This is a genomic window from Flavobacterium sp. PL002, from assembly GCF_054165825.1.
Genome location: NZ_CM135110.1, coordinates 2,070,067 through 2,091,917 on the forward strand (window position 1 = coordinate 2,070,067; position 21,851 = coordinate 2,091,917).

Consider the following 21,851-nt stretch of genomic DNA (forward strand, 5'->3'; position numbering starts at 1 on the left):
ATGAAAACGAATACTATTTATTTTCCTGTAATTTTAAGTGCTACTTTAGCGCTGGGGATTGTTATTGGCGGTTTTTTAAATACAGCAGCCGAAGATCAGTTTTTAGTAAAAAACAATTCTAAAAATAAACTGAACAAACTCATTGATTTTATAGATAATGAATATGTAGATGATGTTAATACAGACTCAATTGTAAACCTCACCGTAAATAATATTATGGGGCAGTTAGATCCTCATTCCGTTTACGTGCCACCAAGTGAACAAGTGCAGGTAGCCGAGACTATGAAAGGTGATTTTATAGGTATTGGAGTTAATTTTTATATGTTTAATGATTCACTGGCTATAATAAAGCCTGTTGAAAATGGCCCTTCGGCAAAAGCTGGAATAAAAGCAGGTGACCGCATTTTGTATGCTGATAAAACAAAGCTCTTTGGTCGAAAGCTTCCTAGTGATAGTTTGTTTTCTTCATTAAAAGGTGCTGAAGGTTCTGAAGTTGAACTTACTATATATAGAAAGTCAGAACGCAAACAAATGAAAGTGAAGATTAAACGTGATGTGATACCACTTAAAAGTGTGGATGCTGCCGTCATGATTAATCCTGAAATGGGATATATCAAAATTAACCGCTTTGCTGAGACTACTTTTCAAGAATTTAAAACCGCATTAGTTAGACTTAAGAAATCAGGTGTTAAAACATTAGTGATTGATCTTCGTGATAACGGTGGTGGGTATATGGATGAAGCAATTGCTATTGCAGATGAATTGCTTAAAGACAAACAATTAATCGTTTTTACAAAAAATAAAAAAGGTAAAATTCAAAAAACGTACGCTACCAGCAAAGGTGATTTTGAACAAGGCAACGTGAGTATCTTGATTAATGAAAATAGTGCTTCGGCAAGTGAAATTCTAGCGGGTGCAATTCAAGATAATGACCGTGGGTTGATTGTAGGACGCCGTTCTTTTGGGAAAGGATTAGTGCAACGCGAAATGGATTTCAATGATGGTTCAGCCGTGCGTTTAACCGTGGCTAGATATTATACACCTACAGGTCGTTCGATACAAAAACCGTATGCAAAAGGTGATGAGGCTTCTTATTTTAAAGAGTCAGAATCCCGATTCATAAATGGGGAATTGTATGAGAAAGACAGCATCAAAGTTGCTGATAGCTTGAAATTTAAAACTCCAAAAGGAAAAATAGTGTATGGCGGTGGTGGTATCGTTCCGGATTTATTTGTGGGTCTAGAAGTAGAGCACGGAAATGAAAATACAGTCTATTTAATGCAGTCTGGAATTGTAGGGAACTTTGTTTTTGAACAATTAGATAATGACCGTAAGGTATTTTCGGGAGTTCCTTTTAATCAATTTGTGGTTAAGATGAATGAAACTGACAAGTATTTTACTGTTTTTCAAAAGTTCTTAATTAAGAATGGTTTAGACTTGAAATTGGTAAAAAATAAAGACATTGTTAAGCGCTATCTTACAGCAGAATTTGCAAGACAGCTCTATGGTGAAAATTACTATTATGATGTGGTGTTAAAAGAAGACGCCATGATAAAAGCATTACTTAAAAATAGTAAACGCTAATTACTGTTCTCGTTATCCCAGTCTTTTCTAAACCGAATAAGTTCAGTATCAATTATTTCTTGCGAAGTTTTTAATAAATAATCGGCATCATCAGATAGGATTGGTGGGAAATAAGTGATTTTTATCTCAGTAGTAGGTTTTCCAAAGCATTTCATGAAATGGGGGATAAAACTATCATTACCCACAAAAGCATCCGACTTTACTTTGTAATCAATTGCAACAGGAATAATTGCCGCATTAATTTGAGTAGCAGTTCTAAAAGAGCCATAATTAAATTTTACAGTAGTAGGCAGGATGTCTGTAGTTCCTTCAGGAAAATTAATCACAGAGTAACCGTCGTTTATTACTTTCTTAATAGTGTCACAAGTTTTTTGCCTACTATCTTGACATTCTCTTTCTACAAATATCACTCCTGATATTTTGCATAAATACCCTATTAAAGGCCAGGAAGCAACTTCTTTTTTTCCTACAGGAAAAGCGTTAAGATGACTAACAATAAGTATGGGGTCAAAATAAGAGCGGTGATTAGCAACAATTAATCCTTGTGTAGTAGGAATATCTCCATAAACAATAGCATGGATTCCTAAAATTTTATTGATGGTTTTAATTATAAAGTCACGCATTATAAGTGCATTTCGGTTTGTGGTTTTTTCATTCCAAAACAAACTCGCAATGTAAAAGGATAGTGATAAAATAGAAATAAAAATCACAAATACAATTAATCGTATTGTGCTTAATAGTAGTGATAGCATGTGTTGGTTTTATATTGGGAGCCAATATACTGCTATTTTAGTTACTATATTTTTATATGTGGGGATTAACATTTTTATTTAGGCATTTAAATTAAAATGCCATTTAATAAATAGCTAATAAGAAGATTTCTTATAATTTCTCGTTCGTCTTTTCTTCAATTGCTTTAGACATTCTGAAGATTAATAATATTAGTACTGCGCAAAATGAGGCTGCAATACCAATAAATGCAACAATACTGTCTCCTTGAAAAGGATTTTTAAAATCTAGTAAAGTAATGTTGAATACGATAAGTGCCAATGCTAGGAACACTAAAATGTTAGTAAAAATTTTCATAATATGGTATTTTTTATTCTACTTCAATGTGGTGGTTTTTAATTTTAAACGATTGTTATACAACTGTTTTTAAATATCAAACTATAAGCACATTGGACATTAGGGAGTAAATTTATAAAAAAAAATGTTAGACAAACAAACCTTTAACATTAGCTGCAAATAATTTAACAGCAATCGCTAATAAGACTACGCCAAAAGTCTTTCTAATCACACCTAATCCATTCTCGCCTAACATACGTTCTATCTTAGAAGAAGATTTGAGAACTATGTAAACAACAATAATATTAAGGATAATAGCAATGATAATATTTATGGTGTGAAATTGTGATTTTAAGGATAATAAGGTAGTCATTGTTCCTGCTCCAGCAATCAAAGGAAACGCTAATGGGACAATCGAAGCAGAACTTGCTTCTTCGTCTTTGTAGATCCGTATTCCTAAAATCATTTCTAACGCTAGAAAAAACAATACAAATGCACCTGCTACTGCAAATGAGTGAACGTCAATTCCGATTAAATTTAGAATTTCTTCTCCTACAAATAAAAAGACAATCATTATCAATGCTGACGTAATAGACGCTTTACCAGATTCTAAGTGTCCAAATTTTGTACGTAAGTCAATAATAATTGGAATAGAACCAATAATATCGATAACTGCAAATAGCACCATACCTACTGTAACTATTTCTCTAAGGTCAATAAACATAAGATTTTTTTAGTTTGCTAAGGTAAACATTTTAGTGAAAAATTGAATAAAATGAGGTTCAAATACAAAATAACAATTGGATTCGCTTTTTGCCTTTAAATTTTTTGAATTTCCTGTTTTAGTTTTATGATTTCACGCTCTTTTTACAAATTCTAAGAGTTTGTTTTTAAGATTTAATTCATTTAAAAAGCCCTTTTTAACAATTCCTTTTATCTTAGTTTGTCTATCTTTGCACTTTATAATCACAAGTACACTACCATGTTTCAATTAGGAAAAACCATCGTCTCAGAAGATATATTAGAAAAAGATTTTGTTTGCAATTTGTCTGCCTGTAAAGGTGCTTGTTGCGTAGATGGAGATGCTGGAGCGCCTTTGAGTCTTGAAGAAACAAAAATCCTTGAGGAAATTTATCCTAAAGTAAAACCTTTTTTGAGAAAAGAAGGAATTGCTGCGATAGAGGCACAAGGGACTTGGGTCAATGGAACTGATGGCGATCTTGAAACACCGCTAATTGATAATAAAGATTGTTCATACGTTATTTTTGACGGTAAGACTGCATTATGTGGTATTGAGCAAGCGTACAATCAAGGAATTATTGACTGGAAAAAGCCTGTGTCTTGCCATTTGTATCCTATTAGAGTAAAAGACTTCACTGAATTTGCTGCAGTTAATTATGATAAATGGGACATATGTGATGCAGCTTGTTCTTTAGGTCAAGAATTAGAAGTTCCGGTCTATAAGTTTGTCAAGGAGGCTTTGATTAGGAAATTTGGCCCAGACTGGTATGCTGAACTGGATAAAGTAGCGCAGGATATGAAGCGCTCTTAAATTATAGCAAATAGATTAGAAAACGATTTTTGTTAGAATTTATTTATTTGAAACTATAAATAGTATCGCCTTTTAAATTTTTATTTTTAAAAAGCGACTTATTTTATATTTGTCAGAATTCTAAAATCCTATATTTTACGGTATTTAACACGTTTTTGGTATTTTTAAATAACTGAAAATCAGTCAATTGTAATTTAAAAGTATTTTCGTATAAATTTTCTATTTGTTAAAAACTCAAGCCGATTGTGGATAAGTTTGGCTTTCTTTTTTGCTTACAAATGACAACCTTTGTAAAGCCCCCAATCATCAAAATATTTGTTGAAATCTCAAAAAAATAAACACAGCAATGTCGCAAATTGAACCAATTTTACAAGAGAATAAAAACCGTTTTGTTATTTTTCCAATCAAGCACCATGATATATGGGAGTTTTATAAATCAATGGAGGCAAGTTTTTGGACTGCAGAAGAAATTGATTTATCGCAAGATTTGAATGATTGGAATAATAAACTGAATGATGATGAAAGGTATTTTATAAAACACATTCTAGCTTTTTTTGCAGCTTCTGACGGGATCGTAAATGAAAACTTGGCAGAGAACTTTGTAAATGAAGTGCAATATGCTGAGGCAAAATTCTTTTATGGTTTCCAAATCATGATGGAAAATATTCATAGTGAGACGTACTCTTTATTAATAGATACCTATGTGAAGGATGAGGCTGAAAAAGATGATTTGTTTAATGCTTTAGAAGTTTTTCCTGCGATCAAGAAAAAAGCGGATTGGGCTTTACAATGGATAGAATCTGATTCTTTTGCCGAAAGGTTAATTGCTTTTGCAGCGGTAGAAGGGATTTTCTTCTCAGGTGCATTTTGTTCGATCTATTGGTTGAAAAAAAGAGGGTTAATGCCAGGTTTGACTTTTTCTAACGAGTTAATTTCTCGTGATGAAGGTGTTCACTGTGACTTTGCAGTACACTTACACAACCACCACCTAATAAATAAAGTACCAAAAGAAAGAATTAGAAGTATAATTGTGGATGCTTTAAACATCGAAAGAGAGTTTATTACTGAATCACTTCCTGTGAGTTTAATAGGAATGAATGCGGTTTTAATGACACAATACCTAGAATTTGTTGCTGATAGATTATTAGTAGAACTAGGTTGTGAAAGAGAATACAATACCACAAATCCATTTGACTTTATGGATATGATTTCGCTTCAAGGAAAAACAAATTTCTTTGAGAAAAAAGTAGCCGAATACCAAAAATCTGGTGTAATGAATACCGATGGTGACGCGCAAAAGATTTCATTTGACGCTGATTTTTAAATCGGTAACTGAGTTAGAAAATTAATAAATACCACATTTAATGGGTGTTTTTGAAAGTAAATTTTTCAAAAATAACCGTTAGTCAATTTGCTTGCTTCTTTTAGCAACAGCTATTTTTATGCTTTTTTTGTAAGGAAATTAGAGTTGTTATAAGAACAGGGTTGAGCAGCGCCATGTGGTGCACTGTTCTAAAAAATAATACAAATAACAAAAAAATAGGAAAGGGATTTTCTGTTTTAAAAAAAAACAAAAGAGTATGTACGTAGTAAAAAGAGATGGTCGTAAAGAGCCTGTAATGTTTGACAAAATCACAGATAGAATTAAAAAACTATGTTATGGTTTGAATGATTTAGTAGATGCTGTGAAAGTGGCAATGCGTGTAATTGAAGGACTTTATGATGGGGTTTCTACGTCTGAATTAGATAATTTAGCAGCCGAGACTGCTGCTTCGATGACGATTGCGCATCCTGATTATGCACAATTAGCAGCGAGAATTGCAATTTCGAATTTGCATTCCAATACAACCAAATCATTTTCGGAAACAATGACCGAAATGTTTGAATATGTAAACCCAAGAAATGGGCAATATGCGCCATTAATTGCTGATGATGTTTACAAAGTAATTCAAGAAAATGCTGAGTTTTTAGACTCACATATTATTTACAATAGAGATTTTAACTACGATTATTTCGGTTTTAAAACATTAGAACGTTCTTACTTGCTTAAGATAAACGGGAAAATTGTTGAAAGACCTCAACATATGTTAATGCGTGTTTCAGTAGGTATTCACCTAGATGATTTGGAGTCGGTTTTAGAAACTTACGACTTAATGTCTAAAAAATTCTTTACGCATGCAACACCTACATTATTTAATTCTGGTACACCAAAACCTCAAATGTCTTCTTGCTTTCTTTTGGCAATGCAGGATGATAGTATTGATGGAATTTACGATACGTTGAAACAAACGGCAAAAATTTCGCAATCAGCAGGTGGAGTAGGACTTTCTATTCACAATGTTCGTGCTACAGGTTCGTACATTCGTGGTACAAATGGAACTTCAAACGGAATTGTTCCTATGTTGCGTGTTTTTAATGATACAGCGCGTTACGTAGATCAAGGTGGTGGAAAACGTAAAGGTAGTTTTGCTATTTATATCGAAACTTGGCATGCGGATATCTTTGATTTCTTAGACTTGAAAAAGAATACAGGAAAAGAAGAAATGCGTGCAAGAGATTTATTCTTTGCCATGTGGACTTCTGATTTATTCATGAAACGTGTGCAAGAAGACGGGAATTGGACTTTAATGTGCCCTAACGAATGTCCAGGATTGTATGATGTATATGGAGAGGAATTCGAAAAAATGTACACTGATTACGAAAAAGCGGGTAAAGGTAGAAAAACAATTAAAGCACATGAGTTGTGGGAGAAAATTCTAGAGTCTCAAATCGAGACTGGAACACCATACATGTTATATAAAGATGCAGCTAACCGTAAATCAAACCAAAAGAATTTAGGAACCATTCGTTCTTCAAATTTATGTACAGAGATCATGGAGTATACTTCTCCTGATGAAGTTGCGGTTTGTAACTTGGCTTCGCTGTCATTACCTATGTTTGTTGAAAACGGTAAATTCGATCACGAAGCATTCTATAATGTAACAAAAAGAGTAACGAAAAACTTGAATAAAGTTATCGATAGAAATTACTATCCAGTTGAAGAAGCTAAAAATTCTAACATGCGCCACAGACCAATTGGTCTTGGAGTACAAGGATTAGCAGATGCTTTCATTATGTTGCGTTTGCCTTTTACATCTGACGAAGCTAAGAAACTGAATCAAGAAATTTTTGAAACATTGTACTTTGCTGCTGTTACCGCTTCTATGGAAATGGCTAAAGTAGAAGGGCCTTACTCAACATTCAAAGGTTCACCAATCTCTCAAGGAGAATTCCAGTACAATTTATGGGGAATGAAAGATGAGGAATTGTCAGGCCGTTGGGACTGGGCTTCTTTGCGTAAAGAGGTAATGGAACATGGTGTGCGTAACTCATTATTAGTGGCGCCAATGCCAACAGCATCAACATCTCAAATTTTGGGTAACAACGAAGCATTCGAGCCGTATACTTCTAATGTTTACACCCGTCGTGTATTGTCTGGAGAGTTCATCGTGGTAAACAAGCATTTACTACATGATTTAGTAGACCGTGGTTTGTGGAACGAAACTTTAAAACAAGAATTGATGCGTAACAACGGATCGGTACAAGATTTAGATATTCCGCAAGACTTGAAAGAATTGTACAAAACAGTATGGGAAATGTCTATGAAAGACATTATTGATATGTCACGTCAGCGTGGGTATTTTGTAGATCAATCGCAATCGTTGAACTTGTTCATGCAAAATGCAAACTATTCTAAACTAACGTCAATGCATTTCTATGCATGGCAATCAGGATTAAAAACAGGAATGTACTACTTGAGAACAAAAGCTGCGGTTGATGCGATCAAGTTTACCTTAAACAACGATAAAAAAGCAGAGCCTGTTATTGTAGAATCTAAACCAGCTCCTGCGCCTGTAGCAGCTGCAGTAGAGATGACAGCAGACGAATACAAAGCAATGATCGAACTAGCTAAAAATGCAGGTCCAGAGGATTGTGAAATGTGTGGAGCTTAATTAATATTTAGAATGATAAAGGCCTCTTAATTGAGGCCTTTTATAAATAATATAAAAAAAATAAACATGTAAGAGATGATTATGAAACTCGTAAGTGAGTTTTATATCAATACTTTGTTGTGTCTTTATTTAAAGTAAAAATGGTGATTACACAGCCTTTTTGTAGTGTTAGCCATGGGAGTGTTCAATAATTTTCTTAACTAAAAAAAACAAATCAATGACAGAAGCATTTATGGTTATTGTTTTTATGATTTTACTAATTGTATTGTTGGTTGTCGCCAAACAAGTTACTAAATAGTAAAATTAATTGAGATAGTTTGTCTATCAAGGTCGTAGAGTCCAAAAATTAGTTCTTAACTTAAGAAGTCGTTTAGTTTGGAGACGGCGGCTTCTATTAATTTGTAACCTTAAAAAAAAATTCTTCTATGAAAAACATTAACATTAAAACTCGCCTCGGTTACTGGGCAAACAAGATTTATAAACTTTTAACACCGAAACAAAAATGGCTAAAAATCATAAACCTTCGTGGAAAGAAACTTTATTTAGAAAACTAAGCTTGGAGGCAGGGATTCAATTAATAAAGTACTTCTTTATGCATATTTTATAAAACTTTTAAAAAGCCCAACTTCGGTTGGGTTATTCTTTAGTTTTAACGAGTTACAAAGATAGATAAATATTGTAGTAAATATGCAACATTCTGTTAATAATTTTTCAAAGTTTTCAACATTCAAAGTTCATAAAAGTTAGTTGCCTATAGCAAATTTCTTATGCTAATATTTATATATAATATTATGCCGTTGCTCGCATATATAGTGGATACTTCCCAACAATCTCATAACACTATTAAAAAATACTGTAAAAGTCAACACCTTACTGCAGAGTATATTTGTTATATCAAATAACATAATTATGAAAGTAATTCAATATACAAAGCAAATAATCAAGAAAAGCATACATTTAATATATTCTACTTGTATGAATGATTTAATCATCTACTCTAAACAAGCTAGTAATATTGAGCTATTTGTTCTGGCTTTTTTTATCGAATGCAACAGGCTTTTTATTGCTGATAGTATCCTTATGAATGTACTTCAAAAACAGGTTTTGGTAAAATTATCGAACTACTGGAATATCAATAGCAATTTGATAAAAGTAAATTGGACAGCACTAAAAAACCACTCCAACGAATTATTAAATAACAATACCGTCTTTAATAGTCTGTACCATAAAGACAATATTATTAATTAATGACTGTTGTTGTAAAGCATTTAACTTATTCTTGAAATGGTTAATTCAAATAACTCAGGTTAATTATCTGACTAACCCAAGTTATTTAATTATCAGCATGTGATCGCCAGTGTTTATTTTATATTCTTTAAGGTACCATCAATCTTTAAGGTTTTCATGATTGCCTCTGCTTGTTTTGGATAGGCATTAAAATAGGTAGCCGTTGAACAGTAGGTAAGCAAGTAAATATCATTTTTCACTTTGTAGACATATCTAATTGATTTAAGAACCTCATCAATTTCCTCTTCATATTCTATCTTGTAAGTGGTAGCATTTACTAGTTCTTTTTTGGTTATTAAAACTCTTTTGGATACAATGTTATACAAATTACGTTCCATATAATCTTGAAGTTGTTCGCCAGGATTAGGTTTTGAATATTCTTCTTCTAAAGGTCCCGATAAACAAAAAGGTTCATTAAAAGGCCCTGGAGATCGCATGGTCCAATCTTTAGGATATTGCACAGCGTAATTGTCTCTTTTTAATAATTTAAAGTTAACCTCTTTGCCTTTCAATCCTGTTGAATCAATCCAAACCTTAATCCCCTTCTTATTAAAAATAGCTGTTATAGCACGGTTTTCTGAATCTGTAATATTAATGTTTGTTATTTTACCATTGGGAGGGCAGTAGTGTTGTTAACCGTTACAGTTCTTGACACTATTGGTTTAAGTGTTCGAGGCGCAGCTATTCTAGCTCTATATGTGGTAACTGGAGTTTCAAGCTCTTTGGTATTTAAATTGTTGCTTGCTAATTTTTTACTATCAAAATTAGTTGTTAGATAGTTCTCATGAATAGGACCTTCTTCGGATCTAATTTTAAAAATATCATAAGTTTTGCATCGGGTAAAAAAAATGAAATTTAAAAGGCTCTGATTACTAATACGTAAATATTTTATTGAGCCATCATGTAAGAGTTGTCCACTCGGTGTTCTGGATCTAAATTTATTCCTTTAAAAAATAGTTCTTCATTTTTTAACTGTTCATCAATCCGATACAAATTACCATCCATAGCCAAATAGTAATGTAACCCATTGCATGGGTATAATAGTCCTATTGGTTGTGCTTTTGGTTTTATTCTCGCAATAATTCCTCCTTCATCATCCAATTTTAAGAGTTCCTTTTTTGTTAAAACAATTACCCCATTATTGACTATGGCAACGGATAAAATCTCGCTTCCATTTTCATCTTCATTCAATGTGGTTTTCCAACTTAATTCACCATTTTTTTTATCAATGGCATACAATATATTGCCACCAAAATAAACATTGTCCTCGTCAAATACCATATTGAAGGTGCTGCTTTGGTGCAAATTTTCATCGGCTTTGTAGTGAAATTTTTCCTCGAAATTTATAGCTCTAGCCGATAGTAAGTTATTTTGGCTCAATGTATAAATAACACCATCTTCTACTTTAATTTCATTAAGCACGTGCTCATTATCTGCATATTTTACATTGCCTACTTTCTTACCCGTTTTTAAATCCAGCATGATTAAGGAATGATTGACATTTACATACAATATGTTTTTAATGATTTTTGGGCTAGAATAAATTATTTGAGGTTGGATATAAACCCAGTTTGTTTTTTTACTTTCGATATTTATAGACTTAATTTCACCATGACTATTACCAAAAATAATATTGCCTTCGTGAACCAATGGATACTGATAAAACTGTAAAAATCGCACGTCATCAAAATCATAACCATAATAAGATTGGGATTCGTCTGGTTTGTCTTGTATTTGCCACAGTATTTTTCCAGTATTTTTATCAAACCTATTAATAATACCATCTTGATAAATCTTGGTCATTATGTTGTTATCTAAAGTAAAATAATTTACTTCGTCATTTACCTCTAAATTAAAACCAGGATGATGCCATTTAAGTTTTTTCTGGTCAATGTCAAATGCATAAACATCGTTGGCATTGGTGGTTAAAAACAATGTTTTTTTAATAGGTTCTTGCTCCTTGTTCTTACAAGAAAGTAAGCATATGCTTGCTAAAATAAATATATATTTTACCATGGATCTTTATTTAATTTTAAATCGTAGGGAATACTTTGGCTAAAGTCGGCAAGGTACCAAGTAAATGGGTCCGATTCGTATTTTACAAAATCATATATTACATCCAATGGCCTTTGAATATTTCCCATATTTCCTCGTTTTGCATTAAATGCCGAAACCATTGCCGTAACTCTTGCTATTTCTGGATCGCCATCTTGAGTAGCTCGTAATGGTGCATCATAAGCAACACCTATTTCTATATGTGCCTGGTATTCTTGCAGTAATTTTACTACATCAGCCTTGTAGAATTGCACAATTGCCTGTTGCGCTTCTTTATCGGTAGGAAAGTCAGAAGCCTTAATAAGTTTCGAAAAATCTCGGTTTTTATAACTCTCTCTATCCTCTAGTACGCCTTCTGGCACCTCATCGCCTTTTTTTATCTGGTGTTCCCATATTCTCAGATCAATAGGACTTTGAACAGGATTTGTTTCAGCTACTTCAACTATCATATCGCTGTCTACATCTTGCACTATGTCTTCTACAACTTCATCATCGTCATTACTAAAAGAAAAAGAGCCAATGGTTTGTTTTAAGGTAGTCAAATGATACGGAATATGCACGAAGCCAACCACATTTTTAAGAAATAAAAACGCACCCAATACTACAAAAGCAAGTATTGCCAAACGAATTTTTAGTTTATTACGCGATTTAGGCTCTATTATTATTGTACTCTTTCGGGTACTATTTTCTTTTTCTGGATTTAAATCTTGCCCATCATAAGCATCAATCTTCCCATCTATAATAAGATCCACAATAGTTTTGGAACTTGCCAAACCTATATTCGCTTTTTCGCAAATGTATTTTACAGCTTCTACTTTTCTATTTTGAATAATAAATTGACGGATGACGTCTTTTTCAATTTCTACTTTGTTTACTAGTATTTTGTTGTTCATTTTTGTGTTTTAAGTACTAACTTATGTATAATGTCGTATTTTTAAAATTATAAAAAATAACTTAATCACTTGATTTTATGTAATTATGCGTGCAATTGATTCTTTTGACTTTACGACTTTTAAACTTTCGATTTACTTATATGAAAATTTTCTATGTTTTGACCCCAATTTGTGTAAAGTTATAGCTTACGTTGCTCTATAGGGTTTATTGTATTTTTAAGCAGCTAAATTTAATGAAAAAATTAACCGCATAACTAATAATCGAAATTTAAAATATTACTCCTGTTTTACAGGGGTCAAAACAAGTGTCTTCTGATTTTCAAATTTGTTTTTATAGCAAGATCCCATTAATTTTTTTTTAAATGTAACTTAGTTAATATATTAGTTACTTAATTTTCTTCTTTCATTAAATAACAAACAACTTATAGAAAGAATGAAGCTAACAGAAAAAACAATACTGAAAAATAACTTTATAATTGATTGATCAAGATAATTCAATTCATATGACAATTTTTCAAGCACTTTTAGTTTTTCTATCAGTGCTACTCTGTCTATATCGTTATTTGACAATTCAATTCGATCGTGATTGTTCTTTTTATAATAAAGAATACCCTTAGTGATATTTTCTGGATCTACCTGATTATGTATATTGTATTTTTTAAGTACTACTACAAGCTTATTAAAATTTGAAATGAGAGAATCTTTTGGGTATTTATAGATTAAATTATAGCGTTTTTTTGCAGCTTCAAATCTCTGTTCCTCGTTTGGCTTATTGTGTACTGGCAATAATAAAGACTTATTCTTTAAAAAGATACAAATTTGATCATCATATTCAGGACGTACTGTACTACCTCTATATAGAATTTCAATACTATCTCCAATAATTTTCTTATCAATTATTCTATTATAAAGTTCTCTTGTATCAAAATTGAATTTCTTTAAGATTGAAGCTATTTTACCTGTTGTGTTTTTAAAATCTACCGTTAGAACTTTAAGTGTATCAATACTATAATAAGTTGTTTCGGAGATATAATTTTGATCATAATTTAAAACAATTTCATTTTTTTTAATAACGGGATACGGTTTTGGATACAAAATGTTTGTTACATTGAACAATCCAGTGTTACTATCATCAGCATAATCATCGTCTTCGATATACTCGCTATCTTCGTATAAAAATGGATTTAGAACATTTAATATTTCTTTGTCTTTATTGAAGTCATCTTCTGATAATTCTGTTTTCAATTTTGTAGTAAGCCCATAATTATAGCTTATAAAATAAGAAAAATTAAAAAAAGATATAAATAACAATAAAAGACATATTTTGAAAACATGCTTTCTTGATTGGTGCTTTTTAAAATGATTTTTAATTAAAGTAAAAAAAAATAATACTAGAAATAACAAACTTATAATGAGGTGCGAAATCGAAACATCATCGTAGAATTTAAATCTGTAATATTCACTGTACTCGTTAATTTCACTAATTCCCACAAACGTATTGTAACCATATAAAAAGTAACATAAATGTATTACGAACAATATGAGGAATGACTTAATAAAAAAACACACTGTTTTTTTAGACATATACACTATTTATTTTATATTCTTTAAGATACCATCAATTTTCAAGGTTTTCATGATTGCCTCTGCTTGTTTAGAATACGCATTAAAATAGGTAGCCGTTGAACAGTATGTAAGCAGGTAAATATCATCCTTTACTTTGTAGATATATCTAATTGATTTAAGAACCTCATCAATTTCCTCTTCATATTCTATCTTGTAAGTAGTAGCATTTACTAGTTCTTTTTTGGTTATTAAAACTCTTTTGGATACAATGTTATACAAATTACGTTCCATATAGGCTTGAAGTAGTTCGCCTGACTTAGGTTTTGAATTTTCCTCTTTTATTAAATTGATATATACATATTCTTCTTCTTTAGGTCCAAATAAACAAAAGGGTTCATTAAAAGGCCCTGGAGATTGCATGGTCCAATCTTTAGGATATTGTACAGCGTAATTACTTTTTTCAAACATATGAATAGCATTTGCCATTTGAGTCACTTTCCCTTCTGCTTCCTCGTTGACAATGTCTTCGGTTGGTGATTTTTCAACTTTGTTTGCTTCATCATTAATATACTCTTTTAAATCCTTTTCTATTTTTCCATTTGATGTAATCTGGTCTTTTTTCAATACTTTATTTTTCGAAAGAGCTTGAGCGAGAGTAATTGAAACTTTTGTTTCATTAATACTTATTTTTTCTAATACAAGATTCCAATTTGATGTAATTAATACTGGCGTAATCAATTTTGATTTGAGATAATTATCACTTGTATCAGAATTATATTCTTCCTCCTTAACTGTAATTTCTGTTTCAAAGATTTTTTCACTAGATGATGAAATCATTACATCATTTGTAATTGCACTCTGAAAACTTGAAACTTTGGAAATGACATCTTCTATATTCTCTTTTACGATAAATTCCTTTTCCTGCGCAAAAACGCAAATCATATTTAGTAATAAGATGCTTAGTGTTATTTTGTTTTTCATTATTTTAATATTTTGTCCTAATTTTTATAATACATATCCAAAAATCGATATGAAACCCAATCTTTATATTTTTTATTGTCTTTGTCTATTGCGATTATTTGTAAACTACCCTCTACTGGTTCCTTATCATAATTAACCTTATAAATGAGGAAAAAAGTAGCTTTTACTTTTAAATCTTCCCAAACTAAAATGCGTTCCTCCAGTTTATCTTTTTTAAATTCTCCATTTTCATCCAAAAAAAGTGGACGTTCTTTTGTGGATACTGAGATTTTTGAAAATGCAGGTTTTACACCATATTTATTTTCAAAACTTTTAATTATTTTAAGTGCATCATCATTATCTGAAATATTTATTTCATAACACCAAACAAGTTTATCTTTTTTGGTATAAAAGAAGGAAGTTTCATTTTTTTCGGAATCAATATTATTTTCAAATAGATCTATTTGAAAATGAGTAAATTTAAATTCTTCATAATCTCCTGAAATATTATATTCATTTAAAGCATTATTATTTAATGTCAAGCCAATTCGACTTAGCACTTCGTTTATATTTGTCTTAAATTTCAAATTTGTGAGATCAAGGAGTTTCTTAGAATTATTTTTTTTTGCTTCAATTTGATGTTTTGTAGACTCTATGATTTTTTTTTCTTGTTGTCCATTGCATGAAATCGTGCTTAATGCTACTAAAATTGGTATTATTTTCATTGGTTTATCTTAATCCTTTAGTTCCTTTTAAATAATAGTCATTTCCATTATTGTTTTCTTCTTTTGCAAAGATCAGATAGTTATAATTTTTTATTTTGTCTTTTTCTTTCTTTCAAATAAGATTCATAAAATGTTGTACTATTTACATACATTATTAAATTTCTAATTGATTAACTAACACAATTAAATTAGCTTCATCAGTTTTTTTATTTTGTATTATAGAATTATATCCAATATTAAAAACATAGATTTCATCTTCATTTTCCCAAACAATGTGACGATCAATTTTGTCGTTATCGTCGTAATTAGGTAAACCTAATTTTTTTTTAAGAGAATTAAATAATTTTTCACTTTCTTCTGTTGTATAGGTATGCAATTGATATCCTTCTATTTTTTTTGCCTTTTCATTAACTAATAAATTAAGATAGTTTTTTCCACAATAGGTTGCTGAAATATCGGTGTCTATTGAGTTAGATAAATCATTATGATTATAAGTTAACATTTTAGAATCTGTATATTCATAAGCAATAAGATTAGGCTCATAAATAAATGGATGCTTATTTAGTTCTATTTCATCCTTGATTAAAATACTTTTATTTATTGGTAGTTTAATTAAAGCTAAATCAATCTTTTCTGAATTACAGCTTTGCAACAAAATTCCAAGCAGTAATATGTAGATTATTTTTTTCATTATTATTTTATGGTTTTCTATAGTTGTCTATATAATAATCACTTCCTTCTTTAGTCATCTCATCAACATAGTTTTTATATGAAAAATCATTTTTTATAAGATTTTCTTCATCTAAATAATCTAAGTAGTCACCATAATACTGAAAAGATCCTGAAATCATTTTATTCCTAATCATGTTGTTTTTTTTATTAAAAACCTCAAAATCAACTTGATTTTGGGTTGCCCCAGTTATAGAATAAAAACTTGTTTTATCTTCCCATAATAATGCATCTGGTAGCCTATCTGTATCTTCAAAATAATCAATATAAACAGGTTTTCCTAACGTCTTGTTTAATGTTTCTATCAATTTGCTCACTTTATCGGTTGTAAAAAGTGTTACATAATAATAATTGAGTGTGTTGTCCTCTTTAGAAAATTCAAACCTAATATTATTTGTTCCAAATTCTCCTTTTTTATCACGATATCCACTTAAATCTATTCCATCAAAATTCAGTATTTTATCAGATTCAGATTTATACGAATTAAATGATCGCGGATCTATCATAGAGTAATCTTTATCTACTTTGTTAGGAATATCTCCAAAAAAAATCTCGTACTTCTCTGTAAAAGTTATTTTAGCTAAATCTTTTTCTTGGGAGCTGCAACTTTGTAGCAAAATTCCAATCAGTAATATGTAGATTATTTTTTTCATTTTAAGATAGATATGACTTTTTTAATATTTAATAGAAGAATCCTGAGTTTTTTGTATGTTGTATCGGCACTTTCAGATAAATATTTTTTTATTTTTCTAAACATTTTTCAGTATTTTGATATCCTAATCCGCCAATAAAACCAATCCATTCGGTACTGTTTTTATTAAAAACAAACAAGTTCAGAGAATCATTTATCCCATTTAATTGATGTACGTAGCAGTAATAAATTAAATTACGATTTTTCCAAATAATTATTGTCTCTTTAAATTTATTTGAAGTTTCAATCAAAGAATTATCTTTTATATCGGATAAGTTTCCCGCTATTTCCTTCTCAAAAAATTCTTTTCCAAGTTTTGATTTTAAGTTTTGTTGAAACTTCTGTATTCCATTTTCAGAATAAAGATTTATTTGATACATTCCAAGAATATTTTCTTTTTCATTGTTCATAGCTCCTATTTCTGGATCAACTTTCCCGTAATGAAATAGTATATTATTTTTTTGTTTATCAGTATTACTGGATAGTTTAGTTTTATCAAAAACCAATAGTTTTTCTGAATCAAATACAAGTTTTTCATTACCGAGCAGCGTTACTTCATCATTTTTTATAGTATCTTTTTTTGAAAGATTTACTGATGATAAAATAGTACTGATATCTTCAGTCAATGTTAAAGTTGCTAAATCAAAAGGCAATTCATTGCTATTTTTTTCTTGTGACACAATATTGTTGTCTGATTTATTTTTTGTTTGCGAGTTGCAAGCACTTAACATTGTTAAAGCAATAAAAACTAATGCCAAATTTATTTTTTTCATTTTATTTTCCTCAGTATTAAAAAAGAATCATTTTAAATTAATTGGTAATTTTGATCAATAGTAACTTAATACAAGGTAATTATTACCTTTCGCACTCTATTATATCACTATACTTAAACTACAGTGGTTTTAACTATTGTTTATGTGCCTTAATAAAATTTTCTAAAACTGTTTCTCTAGTTTCCATTTTACCAATTTTTAAATCTTGTTTTACAAAATAAACTTCAGTAGTGTATCCTGAGATATTTTCACCCTCAATATTTAATTTCTCCATACTTTGTGCTAATAATATATCAAAACCATCCTTAGTTCCCTTCCAATAATAACCAGAATAGGGCCAATCAGCATTTGCAACATTAATAACATTGGGTTTTCCATATTTTTTAGTTAGGATATTAAATAGCTCTTCACTTTCTTTGAAGCTATAAGTAGAAAGAAATACTCCCTCTAAAATAGAATTAGAAATCAAAAAACCAATTGAACTTTTTAAATATTTTTTCTTTTTTGGATACTCTAGTATAAAACTCAAATCATCATATTTATATTATTCAACTTCATTAGTTGAATAATATGGTAAACCTGTAATTTGATCTAAATCCGTTTGTTGTACAAGATTTAATTTTTCTACATTCAACTCATTATCTAATGCAATATCAGATAAATCTATTTTTGATTGTGATTGACACGCTGTCAATACAAAGACTAAAACCGCGGTAATAATTGTTATTTTTTTCATTTTTTAATTCTAATCATTCTATTTATTACACCTACGTACTGCTAAATAAATACTACCTATAATAAATGTAATAATGCTTAACACTGTCCATATAGAAACCGTAATTAGCTTAATATAAATAAAATACAAACAAAACAATAAAAACAATTGCAGTAAAACAAAATGGGTTTTTAGCATTATAAAAAATATTGCCTTTTTATTTTTTAATGGATATCCCAATGAATATCTAGTATACATTAATGAAGTAAAGCACAAAAATGTGGAAAATACAAATACAAAAAAGAAAATAAAATAATCAGAAAATTTATGTTCTTGTGATCTTAACCCTCCTTTTGTGTATGAAATTTTCGAAACACTCCCAATAATTGGAACTGATGATGAAGCGTGGGCTGATGACTCTACTCTAATTTTTTCATTATCAACTAATAATTCAAATACAGGAACATTATAAGTAACATCAAACCGTCTTTTCATTCGGGAATCTGATTCTTGTTTAGTATAACTGCGATAAGAAACTACAGTTGCATTATAAACATCTCCGTTATAATAATTTTTCACTATCGAAAAAATACCAAATGTCATTCCTAATGTGAAAAGATACAGTATGAAAGGACTAATAATCATAAATAAAAATGCAATTAGTTTAGCCAGAAAATTACTTTCTTCTCTCAGGCTCTTAAATTGCGGAATTGCCACGATAAAACTAAACAACAAAATTGCTAGAAGACAATAATTATCATCGTAAATCATCTATCTAATTATTTCCAGTTCATCACTACCCTCGGGAATGTGATAAAAATTATCCAAACATTGTTCAGTATAAGATTTATCATCTTTCCATTTTCCTTTGAATGCAGGTCCGTAAAAATTGAACACATCCCCTCTTCTTCTCAAGCTCACTACTCTGCCATTTCCGTAAAACACCAGTTCATAATTGGTATAGGGTACCCATTCTATTGATTCTACGTCATTCATGTCAGCATTAAAATGTGATACAATGTCATTACAATCTTCTGCCATTTCTTTTGAATTTGAATAGGAACATGTATATTTTTCCTGAAGACTATTTTTAGACAGATTTAAATATGCTATGCCATTTTGATCTTTGTTAATCTCTTCTAAATCTTTCATTTTTTCAATGACCATTTTTTCTAAATCTTTAATTTCAGTTAAATCTTTAGATTTTTCCCACCCAACATTTTTATAGGGTACTACTGCCTCAAACTCTTTTTTAATGACTAGAAATGGTAAATCTTTTATATCCTTATCTGGCAATTCCCAATTTAATAATCTTTGATAGTTTGTCTTGTCTTTGGCTTTGTCTGGATAAAAATCGAGCCCTATAAGCCTGAAAGTAGCAAACTCACCCAATGTTTTTTGTCCTTCAACAGGATATATTCTGATCGTTATAATTTGCTTTCCGGAATGAAGTATGTTGTAATTTAACCAAAAGGAATTGTTGCTTATACTACCATTTTTAGTATGCGACATTTCACCTAATAAAAGAGGCATATCATTGAGTAGTATTTCCCAACGGCAGTTGCTGCTGTATTGCTCTAGCCTGTATTGAGGATGGGTATTGTAAAGGGATGGATTGGGTGTGTTTTTTGTAAATTCTGCGATCATTTCTTCTTTGCTAAGTTCTTGTTTTTGCGAACAAGAATGTAGACAACATACTAGACTTAGTATTAAAAACAGGTCTCTCATTTAAATAATAAATCTAAAGTTAAAGTAAAGCAACTCATAAGTAAATCCAAAATTAACACTATTAATCAAATAATATCAAGTTATTTCTTTCTTTTTGGGATTTAAATCATTTGATATGTTATGAACCCCCTTTATCTCTAAAACAAGAGGTGTTTTGAAATGCTGCAATATCTTGGTTATGGCTCGGAGCTATGGTTCCATAAATAATAGTTCAGGCATCATTTGATGAATTTTACCTGCTAATTTAAAGTATCGATTTATATTCTTCTAGAAATTCACTAAAAAAGGTTAGTTTGGGTAAATCCTTATAATTACTAACTGATATTTTAGTGATTTTATTGGAGTTACTCCATTGTAATTCTTCTCCAAAATCATTTTTGAATGTTGTTCTATACTTCCCTAATGATTTTGAAAGTTGCTCTATATTTTGTTTAAAAAAATCATCCCCTTCTATTTGCATCCTGTAGCCTACAATTTTAGCGTTTTTATAAAATACAAATACTTCTTTACCGCTGTAATTTTCAAGGATAAAATTATCTTTGTCAATTTGATAATAGCCGAAATTTTCATTTCCTTCTTTGCTCATAATTTTTACTGCAGATAATAAAGCACTTGATTCTCCTAATATGGTATTTAGGTTTAAGGCGTTCTTATTTGAGCAACTTGTGAGAGTAGGAGCAAAGTATAAACTTAATGCCCCTAAACCTGTGTTTATTATAAATTTTCTTCTTTTCATAAATAATCTATATGATGCTTAGTCCCTTTTCTAAAGTTCTCGAATGGAGTTTAATTTCAAGTTCAATATTTCTTCGCCTTCATTTGTATTTCTTTTAAATTGAAGAGCAGCACTTCCGTCCAATCTTGTTAACGAAACTAATTTACCATAGCCGTAAAATTATAATTTTAACTCATCGTCATTTAAAGGAAGTACTTCTAAATTTTTTTTAAATAAGTTTATAATACTATCTCTAATTTCTTGTTTTGTAATTGAATTAAAATAGAAAGCTTTTGTTTGTAAATCCTCTTTTTCTTTAGATAATTCTAGAAACTTAGCTGCATTATGCTCTTTTAAAATAGCATGAATTTGAATATAAAATTCCATTACTCTTTGTTTAATTTCTGATTGCTTTATTTCTGATAAATTAATAGAATTCTGCCATCCATCTAATACAAATGGTAGTTCTATTTCAATTTCTGTAGCAATTTCGAAATATGGCAATCCTTTAATGGGACTAGTGATTTTATTATCTTTATCAAAATATGCTTCAGGGCTACTCAATTCCGGAAGAAAACTGTGTTTAGTTTCTTTCCAATTATCAATGTCGGATAAATTAAAATTAATATTCATTCCGTCATTTTCTGTTAAAGTTTTTTGTCCAAATCTTGGAAGCAACTTTATATTTATCGCTTTGTATTTACCGCTTTGTAAAACAATGTGATTAATAGGTACAGAACCGTCAAGAATCCCATCTTTAGAATCCTTTCCTAAAAAACTAAAGACAGGTACATCGTTCACTAAAACTATTCCTGCACAAT

Annotated in this window: 23 protein-coding genes; 5 read left to right on the top strand and 18 right to left on the bottom strand. The window is 30.3% G+C overall.

Going from position 1 to position 21,851, the window contains the following annotated elements; all coding sequences use genetic code 11:
- The gene (locus tag ACVEGE_RS09030; RefSeq protein ID WP_192500641.1) at window positions 1–1,584 is read left to right on the top strand and encodes a S41 family peptidase; all 1,584 of its coding nucleotides are present in this window, start codon (window positions 1–3) and stop codon (window positions 1,582–1,584) included.
- On the opposite strand, the gene ACVEGE_RS09035 is transcribed toward ACVEGE_RS09030, so the two are convergent.
- From ACVEGE_RS09035 to ACVEGE_RS09045, 3 genes are all read right to left on the bottom strand, one after another.
- Window positions 1,581–2,336: a lysophospholipid acyltransferase family protein gene (locus ACVEGE_RS09035; protein ID WP_192500642.1), complete on the bottom strand. Its 756-nt coding sequence runs from the start codon at window positions 2,334–2,336 to the stop codon at window positions 1,581–1,583. The genes ACVEGE_RS09030 and ACVEGE_RS09035 overlap by 4 nt on opposite strands.
- 130 nt (window positions 2,337–2,466) lie before the next feature.
- Complete coding sequence (locus ACVEGE_RS09040) at window positions 2,467–2,670, bottom strand: hypothetical protein (RefSeq protein WP_173850800.1); 204 nt, start codon at window positions 2,668–2,670, stop codon at window positions 2,467–2,469.
- Between the two features lie 127 nt (window positions 2,671–2,797).
- Complete coding sequence (locus ACVEGE_RS09045) at window positions 2,798–3,373, bottom strand: MarC family protein (protein ID WP_173850799.1); 576 nt, start codon at window positions 3,371–3,373, stop codon at window positions 2,798–2,800.
- A 258-nt stretch (window positions 3,374–3,631) separates the two neighbouring features.
- On the opposite strand from ACVEGE_RS09045, the gene ACVEGE_RS09050 reads away from it, so the two are divergent.
- From ACVEGE_RS09050 to ACVEGE_RS09065, 4 genes are all read left to right on the top strand, one after another.
- Complete coding sequence (locus ACVEGE_RS09050) at window positions 3,632–4,201, top strand: DUF3109 family protein (RefSeq protein WP_173850797.1); 570 nt, start codon at window positions 3,632–3,634, stop codon at window positions 4,199–4,201.
- A gap of 346 nt (window positions 4,202–4,547) precedes the next feature.
- A complete protein-coding gene (locus ACVEGE_RS09055) occupies window positions 4,548–5,525 on the top strand; it encodes a ribonucleotide-diphosphate reductase subunit beta (protein ID WP_173850794.1) in 978 nt (325 codons plus the stop codon).
- 256 nt (window positions 5,526–5,781) lie between these two features.
- A complete protein-coding gene (locus ACVEGE_RS09060; RefSeq protein ID WP_173850792.1) occupies window positions 5,782–8,193 on the top strand; it encodes a ribonucleoside-diphosphate reductase subunit alpha in 2,412 nt (803 codons plus the stop codon).
- Between the two features lie 909 nt (window positions 8,194–9,102).
- On the top strand, window positions 9,103–9,441 hold the full coding sequence (locus ACVEGE_RS09065; protein WP_192500643.1) for a hypothetical protein: 339 nt from the start codon (window positions 9,103–9,105) through the stop codon (window positions 9,439–9,441).
- A 113-nt stretch (window positions 9,442–9,554) separates the two neighbouring features.
- Here ACVEGE_RS09065 and ACVEGE_RS09070 read toward each other — a convergent pair whose 3' ends face one another.
- The 15 genes from ACVEGE_RS09070 to ACVEGE_RS09140 all read right to left on the bottom strand — a co-directional run bounded on the left by ACVEGE_RS09070 (window position 9,555) and on the right by ACVEGE_RS09140 (window position 21,831).
- A complete protein-coding gene (locus ACVEGE_RS09070; protein ID WP_192500644.1) occupies window positions 9,555–9,992 on the bottom strand; it encodes a hypothetical protein in 438 nt (145 codons plus the stop codon).
- Between the two features lie 376 nt (window positions 9,993–10,368).
- The gene (locus ACVEGE_RS09075; protein ID WP_192500645.1) at window positions 10,369–11,496 is read right to left on the bottom strand and encodes an outer membrane protein assembly factor BamB family protein; all 1,128 of its coding nucleotides are present in this window, start codon (window positions 11,494–11,496) and stop codon (window positions 10,369–10,371) included.
- Window positions 11,490–12,428 carry a hypothetical protein gene (locus ACVEGE_RS09080; protein ID WP_192500646.1) on the bottom strand — a complete coding sequence of 313 codons (939 nt, stop codon included), beginning with the start codon at window positions 12,426–12,428 and terminating at the stop codon, window positions 11,490–11,492. Before ACVEGE_RS09080 ends, ACVEGE_RS09075 begins: the two co-directional genes overlap by 7 nt.
- A gap of 381 nt (window positions 12,429–12,809) precedes the next feature.
- Window positions 12,810–13,673 (bottom strand): hypothetical protein, encoded by an 864-nt coding sequence (locus ACVEGE_RS09085; protein ID WP_173854805.1) that lies wholly within the window; start codon window positions 13,671–13,673, stop codon window positions 12,810–12,812.
- Between the two features lie 348 nt (window positions 13,674–14,021).
- Window positions 14,022–14,975, bottom strand: coding sequence for a hypothetical protein (locus ACVEGE_RS09090; RefSeq protein WP_192500647.1), 954 nt, complete (start codon window positions 14,973–14,975; stop codon window positions 14,022–14,024).
- 17 nt (window positions 14,976–14,992) lie between these two features.
- Complete coding sequence (locus ACVEGE_RS09095) at window positions 14,993–15,679, bottom strand: hypothetical protein (RefSeq protein WP_192500648.1); 687 nt, start codon at window positions 15,677–15,679, stop codon at window positions 14,993–14,995.
- Window positions 15,680–15,833: 154 nt separating this feature from the next.
- Complete coding sequence (locus ACVEGE_RS09100) at window positions 15,834–16,370, bottom strand: hypothetical protein (RefSeq protein WP_458008639.1); 537 nt, start codon at window positions 16,368–16,370, stop codon at window positions 15,834–15,836.
- Between the two features lie 7 nt (window positions 16,371–16,377).
- Window positions 16,378–17,061, bottom strand: coding sequence for a hypothetical protein (locus ACVEGE_RS09105; protein WP_458008640.1), 684 nt, complete (start codon window positions 17,059–17,061; stop codon window positions 16,378–16,380).
- Window positions 17,062–17,149: 88 nt separating this feature from the next.
- Complete coding sequence (locus ACVEGE_RS09110; protein ID WP_192502022.1) at window positions 17,150–17,872, bottom strand: hypothetical protein; 723 nt, start codon at window positions 17,870–17,872, stop codon at window positions 17,150–17,152.
- 133 nt (window positions 17,873–18,005) lie between these two features.
- Entirely contained in the window at window positions 18,006–18,401 is a 396-nt protein-coding gene (locus ACVEGE_RS09115) for a hypothetical protein (protein ID WP_192502023.1), read from the bottom strand.
- A gap of 15 nt (window positions 18,402–18,416) precedes the next feature.
- Entirely contained in the window at window positions 18,417–18,608 is a 192-nt protein-coding gene (locus ACVEGE_RS09120; RefSeq protein WP_192502024.1) for a lipoprotein, read from the bottom strand.
- Window positions 18,609–18,626: 18 nt separating this feature from the next.
- Complete coding sequence (locus tag ACVEGE_RS09125) at window positions 18,627–19,232, bottom strand: hypothetical protein (RefSeq protein ID WP_192502025.1); 606 nt, start codon at window positions 19,230–19,232, stop codon at window positions 18,627–18,629.
- A gap of 126 nt (window positions 19,233–19,358) precedes the next feature.
- Window positions 19,359–20,315: a hypothetical protein gene (locus ACVEGE_RS09130; RefSeq protein WP_225738204.1), complete on the bottom strand. Its 957-nt coding sequence runs from the start codon at window positions 20,313–20,315 to the stop codon at window positions 19,359–19,361.
- 244 nt (window positions 20,316–20,559) lie between these two features.
- Window positions 20,560–21,051 (bottom strand): hypothetical protein, encoded by a 492-nt coding sequence (locus ACVEGE_RS09135; protein WP_192502027.1) that lies wholly within the window; start codon window positions 21,049–21,051, stop codon window positions 20,560–20,562.
- Between the two features lie 159 nt (window positions 21,052–21,210).
- The gene (locus tag ACVEGE_RS09140) at window positions 21,211–21,831 is read right to left on the bottom strand and encodes a hypothetical protein (protein WP_192502028.1); all 621 of its coding nucleotides are present in this window, start codon (window positions 21,829–21,831) and stop codon (window positions 21,211–21,213) included.
- Between the last annotated feature and the right edge of the window lie 20 nt (window positions 21,832–21,851).

Coding starts and splice junctions, on each gene's coding strand:
- ACVEGE_RS09030 (WP_192500641.1), top strand. CDS start 1: ATGAAAACGAATACTATTTATTTTCCTGTAATTTTAAGTGCTACTTTA.
- ACVEGE_RS09035 (WP_192500642.1), bottom strand. CDS start 2,336: ATGCTATCACTACTATTAAGCACAATACGATTAATTGTATTTGTGATT.
- ACVEGE_RS09040 (WP_173850800.1), bottom strand. CDS start 2,670: ATGAAAATTTTTACTAACATTTTAGTGTTCCTAGCATTGGCACTTATC.
- ACVEGE_RS09045 (WP_173850799.1), bottom strand. CDS start 3,373: ATGTTTATTGACCTTAGAGAAATAGTTACAGTAGGTATGGTGCTATTT.
- ACVEGE_RS09050 (WP_173850797.1), top strand. CDS start 3,632: ATGTTTCAATTAGGAAAAACCATCGTCTCAGAAGATATATTAGAAAAA.
- ACVEGE_RS09055 (WP_173850794.1), top strand. CDS start 4,548: ATGTCGCAAATTGAACCAATTTTACAAGAGAATAAAAACCGTTTTGTT.
- ACVEGE_RS09060 (WP_173850792.1), top strand. CDS start 5,782: ATGTACGTAGTAAAAAGAGATGGTCGTAAAGAGCCTGTAATGTTTGAC.
- ACVEGE_RS09065 (WP_192500643.1), top strand. CDS start 9,103: ATGAAAGTAATTCAATATACAAAGCAAATAATCAAGAAAAGCATACAT.
- ACVEGE_RS09075 (WP_192500645.1), bottom strand. CDS start 11,496: ATGGTAAAATATATATTTATTTTAGCAAGCATATGCTTACTTTCTTGT.
- ACVEGE_RS09080 (WP_192500646.1), bottom strand. CDS start 12,428: ATGAACAACAAAATACTAGTAAACAAAGTAGAAATTGAAAAAGACGTC.
- ACVEGE_RS09090 (WP_192500647.1), bottom strand. CDS start 14,975: ATGAAAAACAAAATAACACTAAGCATCTTATTACTAAATATGATTTGC.
- ACVEGE_RS09095 (WP_192500648.1), bottom strand. CDS start 15,679: ATGAAAATAATACCAATTTTAGTAGCATTAAGCACGATTTCATGCAAT.
- ACVEGE_RS09100 (WP_458008639.1), bottom strand. CDS start 16,370: ATGAAAAAAATAATCTACATATTACTGCTTGGAATTTTGTTGCAAAGC.
- ACVEGE_RS09105 (WP_458008640.1), bottom strand. CDS start 17,061: ATGAAAAAAATAATCTACATATTACTGATTGGAATTTTGCTACAAAGT.
- ACVEGE_RS09110 (WP_192502022.1), bottom strand. CDS start 17,872: ATGAAAAAAATAAATTTGGCATTAGTTTTTATTGCTTTAACAATGTTA.
- ACVEGE_RS09120 (WP_192502024.1), bottom strand. CDS start 18,608: ATGAAAAAAATAACAATTATTACCGCGGTTTTAGTCTTTGTATTGACA.
- ACVEGE_RS09125 (WP_192502025.1), bottom strand. CDS start 19,232: ATGATTATTAGTCCTTTCATACTGTATCTTTTCACATTAGGAATGACA.
- ACVEGE_RS09130 (WP_225738204.1), bottom strand. CDS start 20,315: ATGAGAGACCTGTTTTTAATACTAAGTCTAGTATGTTGTCTACATTCT.
- ACVEGE_RS09135 (WP_192502027.1), bottom strand. CDS start 21,051: ATGAAAAGAAGAAAATTTATAATAAACACAGGTTTAGGGGCATTAAGT.